16 protein-coding genes and 1 pseudogene are annotated in these 16829 nt (G+C 57.8%); 5 read left to right on the forward strand and 12 right to left on the reverse strand.

All coding sequences use genetic code 11. The features are described 5' to 3' along the window. Positions 1–59: 59 nt before the first annotated feature. From A3754_RS09080 to A3754_RS09095, 4 genes are all read right to left on the reverse strand, one after another. A complete protein-coding gene (locus tag A3754_RS09080) occupies positions 60–1442 on the reverse strand; it encodes an NAD(P)(+) transhydrogenase (Re/Si-specific) subunit beta (RefSeq protein ID WP_063519402.1) in 1383 nt (460 codons plus the stop codon). Positions 1443–1445: 3 nt separating this feature from the next. Then, positions 1446–1721 (reverse strand): NAD(P) transhydrogenase subunit alpha, encoded by a 276-nt coding sequence (locus A3754_RS09085; protein ID WP_007151153.1) that lies wholly within the window; start codon positions 1719–1721, stop codon positions 1446–1448. Next, positions 1721–2944 (reverse strand): Re/Si-specific NAD(P)(+) transhydrogenase subunit alpha, encoded by a 1224-nt coding sequence (locus tag A3754_RS09090; RefSeq protein ID WP_063519403.1) that lies wholly within the window; start codon positions 2942–2944, stop codon positions 1721–1723. Before A3754_RS09090 ends, A3754_RS09085 begins: the two co-directional genes overlap by 1 nt. Positions 2945–3177: 233 nt before the next feature. Beyond that, positions 3178–4605, reverse strand: coding sequence for an AarF/ABC1/UbiB kinase family protein (locus tag A3754_RS09095; protein ID WP_063519404.1), 1428 nt, complete (start codon positions 4603–4605; stop codon positions 3178–3180). A gap of 90 nt (positions 4606–4695) precedes the next feature. Between A3754_RS09095 and A3754_RS09100 the strand changes: the two genes are divergently transcribed. Beyond that, positions 4696–5466, forward strand: a complete 771-nt coding sequence (locus A3754_RS09100; RefSeq protein WP_063519405.1) for an alpha/beta fold hydrolase — start codon at positions 4696–4698, stop codon at positions 5464–5466. A 94-nt stretch (positions 5467–5560) separates the two neighbouring features. Further along, positions 5561–6703 carry an oxygenase MpaB family protein gene (locus A3754_RS09105; protein WP_063519406.1) on the forward strand — a complete coding sequence of 381 codons (1143 nt, stop codon included), beginning with the start codon at positions 5561–5563 and terminating at the stop codon, positions 6701–6703. A gap of 98 nt (positions 6704–6801) precedes the next feature. Here the strand turns inward: A3754_RS09105 and A3754_RS09110 are convergent, their stop codons facing one another. Beyond that, the gene (locus tag A3754_RS09110) at positions 6802–8910 is read right to left on the reverse strand and encodes a carboxy terminal-processing peptidase (protein ID WP_063519407.1); all 2109 of its coding nucleotides are present in this window, start codon (positions 8908–8910) and stop codon (positions 6802–6804) included. Between the two features lie 163 nt (positions 8911–9073). Between A3754_RS09110 and A3754_RS09115 the strand changes: the two genes are divergently transcribed. Beyond that, the gene (locus A3754_RS09115) at positions 9074–10297 is read left to right on the forward strand and encodes a nucleoside recognition domain-containing protein (protein WP_063519408.1); all 1224 of its coding nucleotides are present in this window, start codon (positions 9074–9076) and stop codon (positions 10295–10297) included. Here the strand turns inward: A3754_RS09115 and A3754_RS09120 are convergent. Further along, entirely contained in the window at positions 10279–10935 is a 657-nt protein-coding gene (locus tag A3754_RS09120; protein WP_063519409.1) for an alpha-ketoglutarate-dependent dioxygenase AlkB, read from the reverse strand. The genes A3754_RS09115 and A3754_RS09120 overlap by 19 nt on opposite strands. A gap of 55 nt (positions 10936–10990) precedes the next feature. On the opposite strand from A3754_RS09120, the gene corA reads away from it, so the two are divergent. Then, positions 10991–11941: a magnesium/cobalt transporter CorA gene (gene corA / locus A3754_RS09125; RefSeq protein WP_063519410.1), complete on the forward strand. Its 951-nt coding sequence runs from the start codon at positions 10991–10993 to the stop codon at positions 11939–11941. 38 nt (positions 11942–11979) lie between these two features. Here corA and A3754_RS09130 read toward each other — a convergent pair whose 3' ends face one another. Together A3754_RS09130 and A3754_RS09135 are read right to left on the reverse strand one after the other, a co-directional pair. Next, positions 11980–12816 carry an MBL fold metallo-hydrolase gene (locus A3754_RS09130; protein ID WP_063519411.1) on the reverse strand — a complete coding sequence of 279 codons (837 nt, stop codon included), beginning with the start codon at positions 12814–12816 and terminating at the stop codon, positions 11980–11982. Between the two features lie 73 nt (positions 12817–12889). Further along, positions 12890–13372 carry a hypothetical protein gene (locus A3754_RS09135; protein WP_063519412.1) on the reverse strand — a complete coding sequence of 161 codons (483 nt, stop codon included), beginning with the start codon at positions 13370–13372 and terminating at the stop codon, positions 12890–12892. A 74-nt stretch (positions 13373–13446) separates the two neighbouring features. Here A3754_RS09135 and yaaA point away from each other — a divergent pair, with 74 nt between their 5' ends. Then, on the forward strand, positions 13447–14232 hold the full coding sequence (gene yaaA, locus A3754_RS09140) for a peroxide stress protein YaaA (RefSeq protein WP_063519413.1): 786 nt from the start codon (positions 13447–13449) through the stop codon (positions 14230–14232). Positions 14233–14266: 34 nt separating this feature from the next. Here yaaA and A3754_RS09145 read toward each other — a convergent pair whose 3' ends face one another. From A3754_RS09145 to A3754_RS09160, 4 genes and pseudogenes are all read right to left on the reverse strand, one after another. Then, complete coding sequence (locus A3754_RS09145) at positions 14267–14572, reverse strand: hypothetical protein (protein ID WP_007149397.1); 306 nt, start codon at positions 14570–14572, stop codon at positions 14267–14269. A gap of 21 nt (positions 14573–14593) precedes the next feature. Next, positions 14594–15526 (reverse strand): universal stress protein, encoded by a 933-nt coding sequence (locus tag A3754_RS09150; RefSeq protein ID WP_063519414.1) that lies wholly within the window; start codon positions 15524–15526, stop codon positions 14594–14596. After that, complete coding sequence (gene fnr, locus A3754_RS09155; RefSeq protein ID WP_304439504.1) at positions 15523–16278, reverse strand: fumarate/nitrate reduction transcriptional regulator Fnr; 756 nt, start codon at positions 16276–16278, stop codon at positions 15523–15525. The genes A3754_RS09150 and fnr overlap by 4 nt, the downstream gene beginning before the upstream one ends. Positions 16279–16313: 35 nt before the next feature. Then, positions 16314–16829, reverse strand: a pseudogene (locus A3754_RS09160) (coproporphyrinogen III oxidase); the annotation flags it as partial.

Genomic DNA, 16829 nt, shown 5'->3' on the forward strand with positions numbered 1-16829 from the left:
AGCCGCGATGAGCCAAAAAAAAGGAGCCCGAAGGCTCCTTTCTTTGCGAAGGCGGTGGATCAGCCTTCCTTCAGGGCGGTGGTGATATCCAGCACCGCGCCTTTGCCGTCGCCGAACAACATCAGGGTGTTGTCCTTGGCGAACAGCGGGTTGGGCAGGCCGGCAAAGCCGGCGCTCAGAGAGCGTTTGACCACAACTACGGTCTTGGCCTTGTCCACGTTGAGGATGGGCATGCCGTAAATCGGGCTGCCTTTGTCTTCGCGGGCCATGGGGTTGGTTACGTCGTTGGCGCCCAGCACGATGGCTACGTCGGTCTGCTCGAAGGTCGGGTTGATCTGGTCCATGTCCTTGAGCTGGTCGTAGGGGACTTCGGCTTCGGCCAGCAGTACGTTCATGTGGCCAGGCATGCGGCCAGCAACCGGGTGAATCGCGTATTCCACCTCGATACCGGCGGCTTCCATGGTGTCAGCCAGTTCACGTACAGCATGCTGCGCCTGTGCCATTGCCAGACCAAAGCCGGGTACAATAACGACGCGTCGTGCGGTTTCCAGCATCATTGCGACTTCGTCTGCGGAGGTGGATTTCACCTTGCCGGCGTAGACTTCGTCTTCGTCCACGGCGTCGCCTGCTTCCGCCATTACACCAAAGAGCACATTGGTGAGAGAGCGATTCATGGCTTTACACATGATGCTGGTCAGGATCAGGCCGGATGCGCCTACCAGGGAACCGGTAATGATCAGGGCGCTGTTGCCCATGACGAAACCGGCCGCAGAGGCTGCCACACCGGAGTAGGAGTTCAGCAGGGCGATCACAACAGGCATGTCTGCACCGCCAATCGGCAGCACCAGGAACAGGCCCAGCACCATGGCTGCTGCCACCAGGCTCCAGAACACCATTTCGTTACCCGGGTTAACCACCAGGTAACCGATACCGACGAGAGAACCGATAAACAGGATGGCGTTAACCAGTTTCATGCCGGGGAAGCCCATGGGCTTGCCGTCGATGAGCTCCTGCAGCTTGGCAAACGCCACAAGAGAACCGGTCAGGGTAACAGCACCAATCAATACGGCCGCGCCGGTGGCGATGATGGATACCGTATCGTTGGCGGAACCACGGAAGAATTCCGCTGAGGCAACAGCAAAGGAGGCACCGCCACCAAAACCGTTGAGCAGCGCAATCATCTGCGGCATGGAGGTCATCTGAACCTTCTTGGCCATGATGGCGCCAATCAGGCCACCGACAACGACGCCGGCAATGATCACTTCGTAGGTAACGATATGCTCGTTGAGCAGGGTTACCACGGCGGCCACGCCCATACCGGCTGCTGCCAGCAGGTTACCGCGTACCGCTGTTTTCGGCTTGGTCAGCCCCTTGATGCCCAGCACAAACAGGCAGGCAGAAATCAAGTAGGCGATATCAATCCAGTTCTGAGAAACGTGCATGGTTTACTTCCTCTTGAACATCGCCAGCATTCGATTGGTGACCATAAAGCCGCCAATCACGTTAATGGTGGCCAGAACCACCGCGGCAAAGCCCAGCACATTGATCAACATGCCGGAATCAGACCCGGCCGCAATCAAGGCGCCCACCACGGTGATACCGGAAATCGCGTTGGAACCGGACATCAGCGGGGTGTGCAGGGTCGGCGGAACTTTGGTGATCAGCTCCACACCGAGGAAGATCGCCAGCACAAACAGGGTAAGTTGGGCTACGAAATCCATTACTTTTCCTCCTTGCTGTCCGCGTCGGACGCTTCTTCCGCGGCTTCCGGCTCAGGCTTGGCCAGAGCGGGGAGACCCAGAATGTCGCGCAGACGGGCTTGGGGAACGTCGCCATCGTGACTGATCACTGTTTCGGCAACGATTTCGTCTTCGAAATCCAGCTGCAGCTCGCCGTTATCGTCGATCAGCAGGTTAAGCAGGTTTTCCATGTTCTTGCCAAACATCTGGCTGGCATGGAACGCCACAGAGGAGGGCACGTTTTCCGGACCGATGATGGTCACGCCGTGCTTCACTACTGTTTTGCCGGACTCGGTCAGTTCGCAGTTGCCGCCACGCTCAGCAGCCAGATCCACAATAATGGAGCCGGGCTTCATGGCTTTCACCATGTCTTCGGTGACCAGGATCGGGCTCTTGGCGCCGGGAACGGCCGCGGTGGTGACGATCACGTCCATTTCCTTCACGACTTCGGTCATCAGCTCACGCTGACGCTTGAGGAAGTCTTCGCCCTGGGCCTTGGCGTAACCGCCGGAGCCTTCCGCTTCGCCGGTATCCAGATCAAGCTCGACCGGCTTGGCGCCAACAGACAGGATCTGTTCACGGGCAGCAGGGCGAACGTCGTAGGCCTCAACGACTGCACCCAGGCGCTTGGCGGTGGCACAGGCCTGCAGACCAGCAACACCGGCACCCATGATGAACACGCGTGACGGCTTCATGGTGCCGGCAGCGGTCATGTTCATGGGGAACATGCGTTGGGATTCGGTCGCGGCGAGCAGCACGCACTTGTAACCTGCGATCATGGCCATGGAAGACAGCACATCCATGGCCTGGGCGCGGGTAATACGCGGTACCAGCTCAAGCGCCAGGCCGGAAACTTTCTTTTCCGCCAGGGACTGGGCAAATTGCGGGTTAGCCAAAGGGTCGGTCATACCGATCAGCACCTGGCCTTCCTTCAGTTTGTTCAGATCCTCGTCACCGTTCTTGATGTTGCTGCCGGGTGTTTGCACCTGCAGAACAACCTGAGCGGAAGAGAATACCTCATCGCGATCAACCAGCTTGGCTCCGGCAGCTTCATAAGTGCTGTCCGGATAACCGGCAATATCGCCGGCGCCGCGCTCGATGATGATCTCGATACCTTGTTTTTTCAGCAGTGCGCTGACATTGGCAGGCGTTAAAGCAACGCGCTGCTCGCCAGGGCAGATTTCTTTGGGAACACCGATAATCACCTGCGTTACCCCCGTCTGTGGTTCGCAAATAATTGGCTATTCAGGAGGGAGGATATTGGCAACCCGAAACCTCTGAAAGCCTCGAAAAACGGCCGGTTCAGGTGAACCGGCCGATGAGCAGGGTGCTAACCTTATTGTGCACGTGCCAGCTTGGCAAATGACAAATGGTTATCGCACCGATAAGTGGGTGATAAATGAGCGTTTTGGCCTGTCAGCACCTGTAATCATGGGAATTACCCGCCCGGACTGATCGTTTTTCGATCAACAAGGGCGATATCGTCCTCTTCTTGCATGTGAATGAAAGGCTCAAGGATGGTGTTGCCACGGACCTCCGACTCGATTACATGCAAAAAGGTGTATGCGCCAAGCAGCTTGCGGGCCAGGAAGATAAATTCCTTGGGGGGTACATCGAAATGCACTGAGAGGGCATTGCGGCCGGCACGATTCATGATGCGACTGGGCAGGTTGCTCCTGCCCCAGCAGTACTCGCCATTCTCATTGAGCACGGCGGCCGGGGGCGGGAAACGGTCCGGGTCCTGCAACACTTCAACCGCTTCGAAGCAGAGTTCGGAGAACTCCTCGAGCAATTTGCGCGGGGCGTTACGGGCCAGGAAATCCAGGGCGTTGAGCGCCCGGATCAGCCGGTCAGTGTCATGGTAGAAGGAGGCGCGAATCATTTCCCGGCCCGGGCCAAGCACTTCGTTGTCGAAATCACGGATGGCGCCGAAATCCAGCAGCACGATCTGGTCTTGCTCCGGGGTTTCCCCAATACGCAGCAGGTAGTTGCCGAAATTCGGGTCCGTTTGCATCTTGTTCCATTCGAACACTTCCCGGCAGCACAGCTCCATGATGGCGCGGCCGATAAAGTTGCGGCGGGTCTGGGACAGCTCAAGGACGGCGGGATCGTTGACGCCAATACCACGCTCGAAGGTCATGCACATGATGTTGTGGGTGGAGAATTCCGGAATAATTTCCGGCACCACGAAACGCGTGTCATCGGCCAACGCGGCGCGAAAATGGCGGGTGGTGTGGGCTTCAAGATCATAATCCACTTCACGCTTGAGCATCTCGCGCACTTCATCGAGCCACATATTAAATTGCTCGGTCATGGGCACCAGTCGGCTCAACTTCAACAGGCGCACCAGCGCACGCATGTCGGAATCAATCGCGTCAGCCACGCCGGGATACTGGATCTTCAGACACAGTTCCTTGCCATCTGACTTGCGCACCGCCTTGTGGACCTGCGCCAGCGAAGCGGCCCCCAGTGGCTGCTCTTCAATCTCAAGCTCAGCCAGTTTAACTTCACCGAGCTGGCGTTTGAGGTGTCTCTCGATGGCGGGCCATTCCAGTGCCGTTGTCTGGTTTTCCAGTGTATGCAGTGCCGTGGTGACCTCTTCTGGCAGGAAGTGCTCGCCGAACAACGCCATCATCTGGCCAATTTTCACCACCGAGCCTTTCAGGCTGCCCAGCTCTTCAACCAGCTCCTGAGCACGGGCAGACAAGATTTCCTTGCGCCGGTCATCACGCTTGTCTTTAGCGGTGAACAGTGTCCCTGCGCTGGCGGTAGCGTACTTGGCGCCAGCCAGAAAGCCGGCTTTGGCCATGGAGAAGCGTCGCTCCACAGAACCTGTTTTAACCCGTTTTACTGTTTTACGTGCCATAGTCGCGAGGAAACTCCATTTGCCATCCTGAAAGCCGGTGGCATTCTAGCCCGTATTACCAAGCGGGTCATTGTCCCAAGGAGATAACAAATGGCGAGAACCTGGGTGTTATTGCGAGGCCTGGTTCGTGAAAAGCGGCATTGGGAGACGTTCCCGGAGCAGTTTCAGGCGGCGGTGCCACAGGACACGGTGATTACACTGGACCTGCCCGGTAACGGTGAATTCTGGCAGGAACGCAGCCCGACGCGGATTGCGGCCATGGTGGCCCATGCCCGCGAACAACTGCACGCCCAAGGACGCAGTGGCCCTTATCATGTGGTGGCGCTGTCGCTGGGGGCGATGATGGCGGTGCAGTGGCTTTGCCAGGCGCCCCATGAAATCGCGTTTGCCGGCCTGATCAACACCAGTGCCAGTCGTTTCAGTCCTTTTTGGCAGCGCTTGCGACCCATGAATTACCGCCGACTGTTGCGAGAGGCCGTGCTTAGCCGCGACACCCTGCGCAAAGAGACCGCCATCCTCGAGATTACCTCGAATATGCGCGAACGTGATTTTCTGCACGCCCTGGCGGAAAAATGGGCTGACTATGCCGCCTCGCAGCCGGTTTCGCTCAGTAACAGCCTGCGCCAGCTTCTGGCTGCCATGCGTTTCCGGGCACCGGTGGCGCTGCCGGATTCAGTGCCGGTAATCATTGTTAACGGGCAAGGGGATCGCCTGGTCAGCCCCAGCTGCTCCCGGCGGCTGGCCGCCGCCTGGCAGCTGCCACTGAAAATGCATGCTGAAGCGGGGCATGATCTGCCTCTGGATGCACCTCAGTGGCTTATCAATACGTTACTCGAGGGGGTAACAGATTCCGCTGTTTAGTGTATTGACCGCAACCGCCTGCTAACCTAAGTTCTATTCAGAACCCGTGAGTTCTGACATGGGTTCTGAATAGAACAATAATCAAGAGGTATGCATGGCAACGCCGCAGGAATTAACCCGTTTTGCAAAAGGTCCACAGTCACCCCAGGAAAGGATCTGGTGGGACCGCTATTCCCACGACAAGCTCAATGCCTGGCGTCAGGTGCAGGATCCGCTGGCCGATCGCTGCGCCGCACAGATTAAATTCACCCGCCCGTCCGGGTTGCTTGATGAAGTGGAGCGGCGGGCTGAAACGGAAGGGGGAGATTTCCAGGCCTTTCTGGATCATTGCTATACGGTACCGAGCTGGGTGGATTTCGAGGAAATGGAGCTGGGCCGGCGCATGTATCGTCGCAATGGGGCGCTACAGGGGCTAGTGCTGATGTGCTCCAGCCTGGTCGAAGGGTACGCCCACAACAAGCCCTCCCAGGTGCTGGTGGCCACCGGACGACTACAGAAGGATGTATCCCGGCGGATCTATGAAACCGGGCAGATGCTGCACAACATCGTCGGGGATGACGGCATTCGGCCCGGCGGGCTGGGGCACCGAACCCTGATGGAAGTCCGGCTGCTACATGCGGCGGTCCGGCAATTCCTGGCCAATAATCCGCGCTGGGACAATGAAAAGTATGACCTGCCGATCAATCAGGAAGACATGGCCGGTACGGTGCTGGAGTTTGATTTTATGGTGGTCCGGGGGCTCAAGCGTCTCGGGCTGCCGATTTCCAGGCGCGAACATGAGTCCATGCATTATTTCTGGCGCTATGCCGGATATTTGCTGGGCGTGAATGAGGCCTTGCTGACCAGCACACTGGAAGAGCAGAGCGTGCTGGCTATGCAGCTGACTTCGCATCTCTATGATCCCACGCCGGACAGTGAATCCCTGGCCAAGGCCTTGCTCAAGGACATGTCCGGCAAGCCGCCCTTTAATCTTTCCTATGATGTACTGCTGGCGTTCAGTCGCTACCTGATCGGTGACCAGGTGGCAGATGATCTGAATATTCACAGCACCATTCCTGCCTCTGCCGCCGTCAGGGTGGTGAAGACGGCGATCACCACAGCCAGTTTCGGCTTGCGCTTGTTGCCGGACCCGGCCAAGCGGGCACTGGAAGGCTTTAATCACCAGCTGGGCAGGCGCACCCTGAAAGCTGGACTGGGCGATAACCCGGCACGATGGGGCTTTAAGGCACTGGCCTGACGAGTACGCTGTTAGCATCGCGATGTGGCCAAGGCGCGCCACAAAAAAACCGGCTATAAAGCCGGTTTTTATTTCCATGGTCTGTGCGTTGGCTGAAATCAGCCTTTGCGGGCAACCTGGTTTTCCCGCAGCAAATCCATGTAATCCACCAGAATTTCACCAGTTTCGCGAACGTAGGGGTCTTCGTCCATGGCTTCATCATGGCTTTCCGGATCCAGCGCCCGCTGTTCTTCCAGGGTGCGCAGCTCCTTGATGCTCTCAAGGGGATCTTCATCGCGGGCCTGACGGCGGCTGTTTTCGATGGCCAGCCGTTCCTTGTCGAACTCGGTCTGTATTTGCGTGCGCGTTTTTTCGTTCAGTGAGAGCTCCGTTCGGTTACGGTTCACGTCGAGCAGTTTGCGCAGGGAATGCACGTAGACAAATTCCGGGTCGCTATCCGTGCGTTCTTCATGGCGCTGGCGCAGTTGTGGCAGGAAAGGCACCAGATCCGTGACACGCTGGAAATTGGCCGATTTGATTTCATCCCAGGGCAGGGCGTTAGGCAGTGAGCTTTCCCCCACGTCGTCCTTGTCTACCAGGGAGGGCAAATCCACATCCGGCACGATGCCCAGGTTCTGGTTGCTGGAGCCCGACACCCGATAGAACTTGGCATTGGTCATCTTCAGCTTGCCATGATTGAGATCCAGCAGGGTTTGCACGGTGCCTTTGCCGTATGTCTGGTCGCCGACGATCAGCGCGCGGCCATAGTCCTGCATGGCGCCCGCAAAAATCTCCGATGCCGAGGCGCTGTAGCGGTTCACCATAACAGCCATGGGGCCGGCGTACAGGACGCCGGGGAATTTGTCGCCTTCGACGCTGACCCTGCCACTGGATTCGCGAACCTGTACGGTGGGGCCCCGATTAATAAACAGGCTGACCAGCTTGTTAACTTCCAGCAGCGAGCCGCCGCCGTTGTTACGCAGGTCGATGACCAGGCCATCGATATTTTCCTTGCGCAGCTCCACCAGCAGTTTGGCCACATCGCTGGTGGTGCTGGTGTATTTCGGGTCGCCGCGGTGGTAGGCGTCGAAATCCAGATAGAACGCGGGGATTTCGATAATGCCCAGTTTCAGGTCCTGACCATTGCGATCAACGTGAATAATGTCTTTCTTGGCGGCCTGTTCTTCCAGTACCACCTTGTTGCGCACAATGGTGATGGTGCGAGTGTCATGCTCGCTGGGGCTGGCGGCGGGGATAATTTCCAGATTGACTTTGGTGCCCTTGGGGCCACGGATCTGGTCGACCACTTCATCCAGGCGCAAGCCGATCACTGGAACCGGCTCTTCTTCATCCTGGGAGACACCCACGATGCGATCCGCAGGCTTCAGTTGGCCGCCCTTGGCTGCTGGACCACCAGGCACCAGACGCACCACCTTGGTGTAGCCGTCTTCGTATTGCAGTACCGCACCAATGCCTTCCAGTGAGCGGCTCATGCTGATATCGAAGTTTTTTGAATTGTGCGGGGTGAAGTAGGTGGTGTGGGGATCAAATGTCTGCGTCAGCGCATTCATGTACACCTGGAATACATCCTCAGGGGTATTCTGCCTGATCCGCTTCAACTGGCTTTCGTAGCGACGAGTGAGCCGCGTTTCGATATCTTCCGCGCTGGAATCGTTGAGGCGCATGGAGAGCACCGCATTTTTCAGCTGGCGCTGCCAGATTTCATCCAGCGCCGCCTTGTCCTTGGCCCAGGGGGCATCCTCACGATCCACTCTTACCGACTCTTCGCTGTCGAAGGTCAGCGAATCCAGGTCATTGGCGATGGTTTCCAGTGACCAGGTCAGGCGCTCTTCCAGGCGCTGCTGGAAGCGATTGAAAATGGTATAGCCGCCTTCCAGCTGACCCTTGCGCAGCTGGTCATCCAGGATCTCGTTATAGCGCTGGAAGTCCTTGATGTCGGACGCCAGGAAATACAGACGATTGGGATCCAGGTCTTTCAGGTAGCGCTGCAGCACCTGTTCAGAAAGCTGATCGTCGAAATCCAGCTGGCGATAGTGATACTTGAGCTTGTCAGCAATTTCTTCAGCCGCTTCCAGTTGCTCTTCCGTCGGCTTCAGGTCGCCCTGAATATCCGGCGATGAGTCGTGAAGGGCGCCGCCGCCTTTGATTGCCCCACCCAGCAACAACAGGGCAAGGGCAAGAGGGAACAGCTTACGGAGTAATGACATACTGGCTCTCAAACAGTTTTTTTCAGTATAGCCGACAGCCCGGGAGCGGTCATTCAGGGTTGAATCGCCGGCTATCGGTGTAGACTATCGTGATGGCACGAAGTTGCAGTGCCTGGCGCCGTCTATCGGCGTAATTCTATGACCCTAGCGCACGGGAGATACTTTGCACAGACTGTTCAGCCTGTTTTTCCTGGCGGGTATCGCCGGGGCTGTGATCCAGCTCATGGCCGGGGACATGGAGGCACCGGGGCGCCTTATCAATGCCCTGTGGGAATCCGCTGATCTGGCAGTTGAAGTGAGCTTGGGCTTGATCGGGGTGCTGGCCCTGTGGAGCGGCCTGTTTCGCCTGGCGGAAGCCAGCCGACTGGCCGATCGGGTGTCCGGCTGGGTGACGCCGGTGCTGGCCCGTGTCATGCCAGGCATTGCCCGAACCCCGGAAGCCGCCGCTCCGGTGTCCATGAACCTGGCGGCCAACATGCTGGGGCTGGATAACGCCGCGACGCCACTGGGCCTCAAGGCCATGGAGTCACTGCAGAAAGACAACCCGTCCCCGCGCAGCGCCACCAACAGCCAGATCATGTTTCTGGTGCTCAATACGTCATCGGTGACTTTGGTTCCGGTCACGGTACTGCTTTTTCGCGCCCAGCAAGGCGCAGAAGACCCGGCGTTGGTGTATCTGCCTTTGCTGATGGCAACCACCATTTCCACCCTGGTAGGCGTGATTGTGACCGCCAGGGTGCAAAAGCTTCCCCTTGCCAGCCCGCTATTGCTCACGGTAATGGGACTCTGGCTGGCGGTGCTGGGTTTGCTTGGCGCCGTTGTTTTACTGGCCCCGGCAGAGGCCGCCAACACCTTCGCCAGCCTGCTGGGCAATGGCATTCTTCTGCTTGTCTTGAGTGTGTTCTTTATCGCCGCCTGGCGGTCCGGGGTGGATAGCTACGATGCCTTTGTCGAAGGGGCAAAGGAGGGCTTCACGCTTGCGGTGAAAATCATTCCTTACCTGGTGGCCATGCTGGCAGCCATTGCCATGCTGCGGGCCGGGGGCGTGCTGGGCTTGTTTCTGGACGGCATTCGCAGCGGGGTTGGCGTGCTTGGGCTGGACACCCGCTTTGTGGATGCACTGCCCGTGGCACTGCTTAAGCCCTTGAGCGGTTCCGGGGCGCGGGCCGCCATGGTGGATGTGATGCAGACCCATGGGGTGGATTCGCTGGCCGGGCGGATGGCGGCGGTGATGCAGGGCTCTACGGAAACCACCTTTTATGTGTTGACCGTGTATTTCGGCAGTGTCGGCATCCGTGATTTCCGTTATGCGCTGTGGTGCGGGCTTGCGGCAGATGCCGCCGGCCTGGTCAGCGCCATTTTCCTGAGCTACCTGTTTTTTGCCTGAACGGCATGGTCAGGAACAATATAACGGAAGGTCAGGTTGATACGCGGGGCCGGGCGGTTGCGGCGGCGGGGCAGGGCGTGTTCGAAGCTGGCCTGCACGCCCGGCGACATCAACAAAAGATCGTCATGATGTAGTGGCACACTCAGGCACTGGCGCTGGCTGCCCGGGCCTTTCGGCCGAAAAGTCAGCTCCCGGCAAGCGCCCAGATTGTAGGACGCCACCCAAGGTGTATGGCCCAGCTCCGGTTCGTTATCGCTGTGATAACCCATGCAGTCGTCACCATTACGGTACAGATTGGCCAGCACACTGTTAAAGGTTTTTCCGGTCACTTGCTCGACAGCTGTCTTGATCGGTAATAGTGCAGTAGGCCAGCCCGCTGCCGTGTGCGTATGCCCGGAATAGCGATAGCGCAGCCCGGCATTGCCATGCCAGGCGGTTAACCGCGGGACTGGGTGCTGCCGCCCATACACGGTAACCTTGGGTTGTTGCCAATCCAGAGTCTGGCTTAACGTAGCCAGCAGTCGGTCTGCTTGGGGTGGCCCCATCAAACCCGCCCAGTGATGCAGCTGCGCATTGCTACTGAGGTCGATAAGGGAAGCAGTTTGCCGAGCCTGAGGCCCGGTTGTCGGTAAACACATAACGGCTCTATAAAGATTGCCGGCCGCTGCCGGCGAGGATGATCAGGGAAACATCATGCTGCATATCTTTCGAATCGAAAATGGTGTCCTGCGCGAAAAGGATGTGGACACCATCATGCCGTCCCTGGCAGAAGACGGCAGCTGGATCGACCTGGTTGATGCCGAGGAAGACGAGCGGAACCTGGTCCAGCAATTTCTCCAGGCGGAACTGCCCGATTCCGACGACATGGAAGAAATTGAAGCCTCGGCCCGCTTTTTCAGTGATGAGCAGGGGCTCCACGTTCACTCCCTGTTCCTGTTCCAGTCGGAAGGTCGGGCCCGGACTTCCACGGTGGCCTTTGTGGTACAGGAAGGGCGGCTGCTCTCGTTCCGCGATTCCCGGTTGCCGGATTTCCGCTTGCTGCGCCTGCGTGTGCGGCGGGGCTGGGTCAAGGTATCGCAACCCCTGGACATCCTGCTGAGTATTCTCGACCAGAAAGTGGAAAATCTGGCGGATGCCCTGGAAGACGTGCACCGGGACCTGGAAAAAGTCGGCTATAGCGTGCTTGAAGAAGAAAACGGGGAGCTGGAAGAGGACATTGAACGCCTGGCACAGCTGGAAGATACCAACGGGAAAATCCGCCTGTGTCTGATGGATACCCAGCGATCCATCTCGTTTATTCAGCGCTATGTGCGATCGGACAAGGTGCGCCGGCGTACCTGTGCGGAAATCCAGCATGACCTGGATACCCTGCTGTCACACACGACTTTCCTGTTCGACAAGATCAACTTCCTGATGGATGCAGCCCAGGGCTTCATCAATATCCAGCAGAATCAGATCATCAAGATCTTTTCCATCGCGGCGGTGGTGTTCCTGCCGCCCACCATGATTGCCAGCATTTACGGAATGAACTTCGAGGTCATGCCGGAGCTGGATTTCCGCTTTGGGTACCCCATGGCCATTGGGCTGATGGTGCTGTCCGGCATGGCGCCGTACTGGTATTTCAAACGAAAGGGCTGGTTATAGCGGGTGGCCTGATCTTTGGTGAAAGGCGGCGTCGGGCGTCAGGATTGCAACGCCCAGCCACTCGCCGTTTCAGATGCCTTGCCTTCTGCGGCCAGCTTGATCAGATGAGCACTTAACGAAAGCTGTGCCACTCCGTGCAAAAAGGCTGGCACATCGTCATATACCGCCGTCACCAGTGTTGCCAATGGTTGCGCCGTTGCCGTCAGGCAGTCGACTACCTTGTCTTCTCGTTTCTGCCGGTGGGCCAGGGTTTGTGAAAGGGTGTCTTCCGGTTGGCTGATGACATCGCCATGACCTGGAGCCATCAGGGTAATGCCCCGATTTTGCAGTTTTCTCAGCGAAGCAAAGTACGCCTGCATGGAGCCAGAAGGGGGGGCGATCACTACCGTGGAGCCCTGGATCAAGTGGTCGCCGGTGAATAGCAAACCCTGTTCGCTCAGGTAGCAAAGATGGTTTCCCACATGGCCCGGGGTCTCAATGGCTGTCAGGCTGACACCGCCACAATTCACCGTATCGCCTTCAGTTAACAGGCGGTCCGCATGCCAGCTTTCATCCTGCAGCCCATCATCTGGCACAGAAGGTCCCAGGCAGCGAGCACCGGTGGCGGCCACCAGGGCCAGTGCGCCGGGAGAGTGATCGCGGTGAGTGTGAGTCACGATGACCTGAGTAATCGGCTTATCCAGCGCGCGTGCGGCCTGCAATAATGCCTGCAGGTGCTCTTGATCCTCCGGGCCGGGGTCAATAACGGTAAGGCTGTCCCTGCCAAACAAATAACTGTTGGTGCCTGGCCCGGTCATCATGCCCGGGTTGCGCGCCAGTACCCGCCAGGCGTGGTCGCCGATGGGGGTGAGCTGGCCGGGAATCAGTGATGCCATAATGACTCCTGGGAGTTTGGAAGCCGCATTGTGACGATTCATGTCAGATCATGCCAGCCCGGTCTTGCGTGCCTTATTCCGCTTCCGGGTAGGCCAGTTTTTCCACCACCCTCAGTTGCCAGCGATCCACCCGCGTTTTTTCCTCCGGGTGACGGCTGACAACCGCAAATTGATATTCACTGCCGCGGGGCAGATACATCTGCAGGGTAATGGGCTGCTGATAAATGACCTGACAATCATCCGCTGACCGGCAATGCAGCGCCTGTGCCTGCAGGGAGAGTGCGGCTATATCCTGCTTGCCTTCATTGCGAACCGTGCCGCTAAGCCGCACGCCGGATTCCGAGTCACGAATTTCCGAAAGGGCCAGTTCCACTCCCTTGGGTGGCAAATATACCTGATCATCCTTGCCGCCTTTCCAGACACCGATGGCCAGCACGATCAATCCGGCCAGCACCAGACTGGCGATCAGCAAAAACGGACGCCGGCCCCACTGCCAGCTCCCCCATAACAGGGCAGAGACCGCGATAACCACAGTTAATACAAGCAATAGGCGCATTTATCCTCCACAGATGCAGACCTGACCTATCCTGATTCATATAATCCCAGCAGGCATATGTAAAGGAGAAGGGCATGTTGATTGTTGTCTCGCCGGCAAAAACGCTGGATTACGAGAGTGAATTACCGGCACTGAAAGCCACGCAACCCCGCTTGCTTGACGATAGCGAGGTGCTGATTGAGCGTGCACGCCAGCTTTCGCCGGCAGATATCAGCAGCCTGATGGGTGTCAGTGACAAAATCGCCCATCTGAATGCAGAGCGTTTTTCCTTGTGGGCTCGCCCCTTCAACAAGAAAAATGCCCGCCCGGCGGCGTTTGCTTTCAAAGGCGATGTGTATACCGGCCTGGACATCGAATCGTTCACAGACAACCAGCTCAACGATGCCCAGTCGCGATTCCGCATGCTCTCCGGCTTGTATGGGGTGCTGCGCCCACTGGACCTGATGCAGCCTTATCGGCTGGAAATGGGCACACGACTGGATAACGTTCGCGGCAAGGATTTGTATGCCTTCTGGGGCAGCACCATTACCGACTTGCTGAACAAGGACATGAAGGCGGCCAAAACCGATACCCTGGTGAATCTGGCGTCCAACGAGTACTTCAAATCGGTGAAGAAGAAGGACGTTGCCGGCACCATCATTGAGCCCGTTTTTCAGGACGAAAAAAACGGCAAGTACAAGGTTATCAGTTTTTATGCCAAGAAGGCGCGCGGCCTGATGGCGGCCTGGATTATCAGAAAAGGATTGAAGGATCCGGGCAAGCTGAAACAATTTGATGTGGCGGGCTACCGCTATTGTCAGGCGGAATCCACAACATTGAAGCCGGTGTTTCGCAGGGCGCCTGACAGGCTTGGGCGATGACGCAGGCAGCGCCGGCGTCATCGTTTTCATGTGCTCAGTGCTTCTTGTTGTCTTCGAATTCACTCTTGGCGGCGAGAAAACCGGTTTTCAGACCATCCCAGGCGATTTCAAGCCCGGCTTTGATGTCATCCCAGGCGTCATCGCCATGGGATTCCAGCCGCTCCAGTTTTTCCTCGAACTCGCTGCGCCGGCCTTTCATTTCGTTGAGCTTTTCCCGGGCCTCATCGCGCCATTCATCACGCAAATCGTTCAGCCGTGCCGACAGCCGATCCAGCTGGTAGTCCCAATCCTCAAGCTGCTGACGGGCGCGGGCGGTAAAATCCTTTTTATCTGACATCATGGAGCCTCTCTAGTGTGAGTGTCATTGGTCATCGTCATTGTTGATCCAGGGCGACTGGAAGTCCTCCGGTTTGATCACCAGTACGTCCGCGTTAACGCGAGTAATCACGGACTCTGCCGTGGAGCCGAGCAGCAGCCGCTCTGGCAGGTTGCGGTGCACGGTACCCAGCACCAGCAGGTCTACGTCTTCCCTGTCGCAATAGCTGGCCAAGCTGTGGGCAATGGGGCCATTCAGGGTGATCAGCTGGCTTTTATCCAGCCCCTGGGCGGCCCCGAACTTAAAGAAATTATCGCGATGGAAGGCGCGCACTTTTTCCATGCTGCCGGTGTAGTCCGGAATAGCTTCGCCCGCTACCATAATCAGGCCTTCATCCATTTCATCGAGCACGTGGCAGGCGGTGAGCTCAGCACCAAGCAGAGCGGCCTGCTGACGCGCAGCTTCCAGCACCCGCACAGAGAGCCGGTCATCGGAGGCTTCCCCGGTGCCCGGATCCAGCGCGGCAAGAATGCGAGGGGAGGCATTCCACTCCCTGCTATGCACGCAAAGCACCGGGCAGGGCGCCTTGCGAATTAATTGCCAGTCCCTTGGGGTAAAGAGGTGGCGGCGAAGGGCACTGTCGTCGCTGGTATGTACCACCACCAGTGACGGAGTCAGCGCCAGTATGGCCTTGCGCAACCCATCCATGCTGTCTTTTTCCCAAAGAACACGGATCTCGCCTGCATCTTCACCCAGCAGTGCGGCGACGCGTTTGTGCCAGGCTTTACTGATCTGTTGCTGGGCCGCCTGCTGGCGTTCGGCATCCAGGCCAACGGCACGCACCATAGCGGAAGAATACGCATTGACGATGACTTGGAGCGGCGCCCCGGCCGCAGCCGCGATGCGCTGCGCTTTGTTCAGGGCGGGCTGGGCGGCCTTCAGATTACGGTCAAGAATCGCGACGACAGGTTTTGTCACTCTGTGAGCTCCAAAGCGGGATCGTGGTTCTGGCCGCACAGGCGGGCACGATCAAGAATTTCAATATCGCGGCCGGTAACGCGAAGCCATTGCTGTTGCTGGAAACGGGTAAAAATACGGCTTACGGTTTCCACGGCCATGCCGAGGTAATTGGCGATGTCGTAGCGGGACATGGGCAGGCGAAAACAATGATCGCTCAGCCCGCGGCGCTGGTGCCTGGCAGACAGTGACAGCAACAGGGAGGCTACACGGTCATCCGCACTTTTCTTGCCAAGCAGCATGTGCAACTCCCGATCCGCCCGAATTTCATTGCTCATCAAACGGAAGAAATGATGTTGCAGAGAGGGAATCTGCTGGGACAGCGTTTCGAGTTGCGAGAAGGGAATCTCGCACACCGTGGCGGTCTCCAGGGCTTTGGCATTGGAAACATGGTGCGCGGTACTGATGCCATCCATGCCCAGTACCTCGCCGGGCAGGTAAAACCCGGTGACCTGTTCCTCTCCGTCATCGCTGACCACATAGGTTTTCAGGGCGCCAGAGCGCACGGCATATACAGAATCAAATCCGTCGGTGGCGCGAAACAGGTGCTCGCCGCGTTTCAGTGGGCGGCCTCGGTGGATAATACGGTCCAGCTGGTCCAGTTGTGCCGGGGCCACTGCCAGGGGCAGGCAAATGGGGCTGAGGCTGCAGTCGTTGCAGGAAACATGATGAGACACGGTCAGACTCCGGTTGATCGCTGCGTAAAGCGTCACTCTTAGAGTATAGAGTGAAAATAGTAGAATAAAGGTCAAATAATCCGGCTAAACCGGGTTTGCTGCTGTTTCCGGGTGTAGCGGTCAAAGGGCATCACCAGAGCCCGGCTAACCAGGCGACCGCTGTCGGTGATATGCAGCCGATCCTTTTCCATGGCCACTAATCCCTGCGCCTCAAATGCCACCCATTCAGACAGGGCATCCGCAAAATAATCCGGGAAATCAATCCCCCAGGTTTCGCTGAATACGGACATGTCCACGGACAGGTCGCACAGTAACTGAATAATCAGCGCCCGACGGATCTGGTCGTCGCGATTGAGAATGAAGCCTTTTTCAATCGGCAGACGGCGCTGCGACAAGTCGCGGCCCCAGCCATCCAGCGTCTTGTGGTTCTGGACATATAAATTGCCGAGCTGGCTGATCGCACTCACGCCGAGCCCCAAAAGGTCTGCGTCGCCATGCAGGGTGTAGCCCTGGAAATTGCGATGCAGCAGGCCGTTTTTCTGTGCCACGGACAGGCTGTCGTTTTCCAGCGCAAAATGGTCCATGCC

It is taken from the genome of Alcanivorax sp. HI0083, from assembly GCF_001635175.1.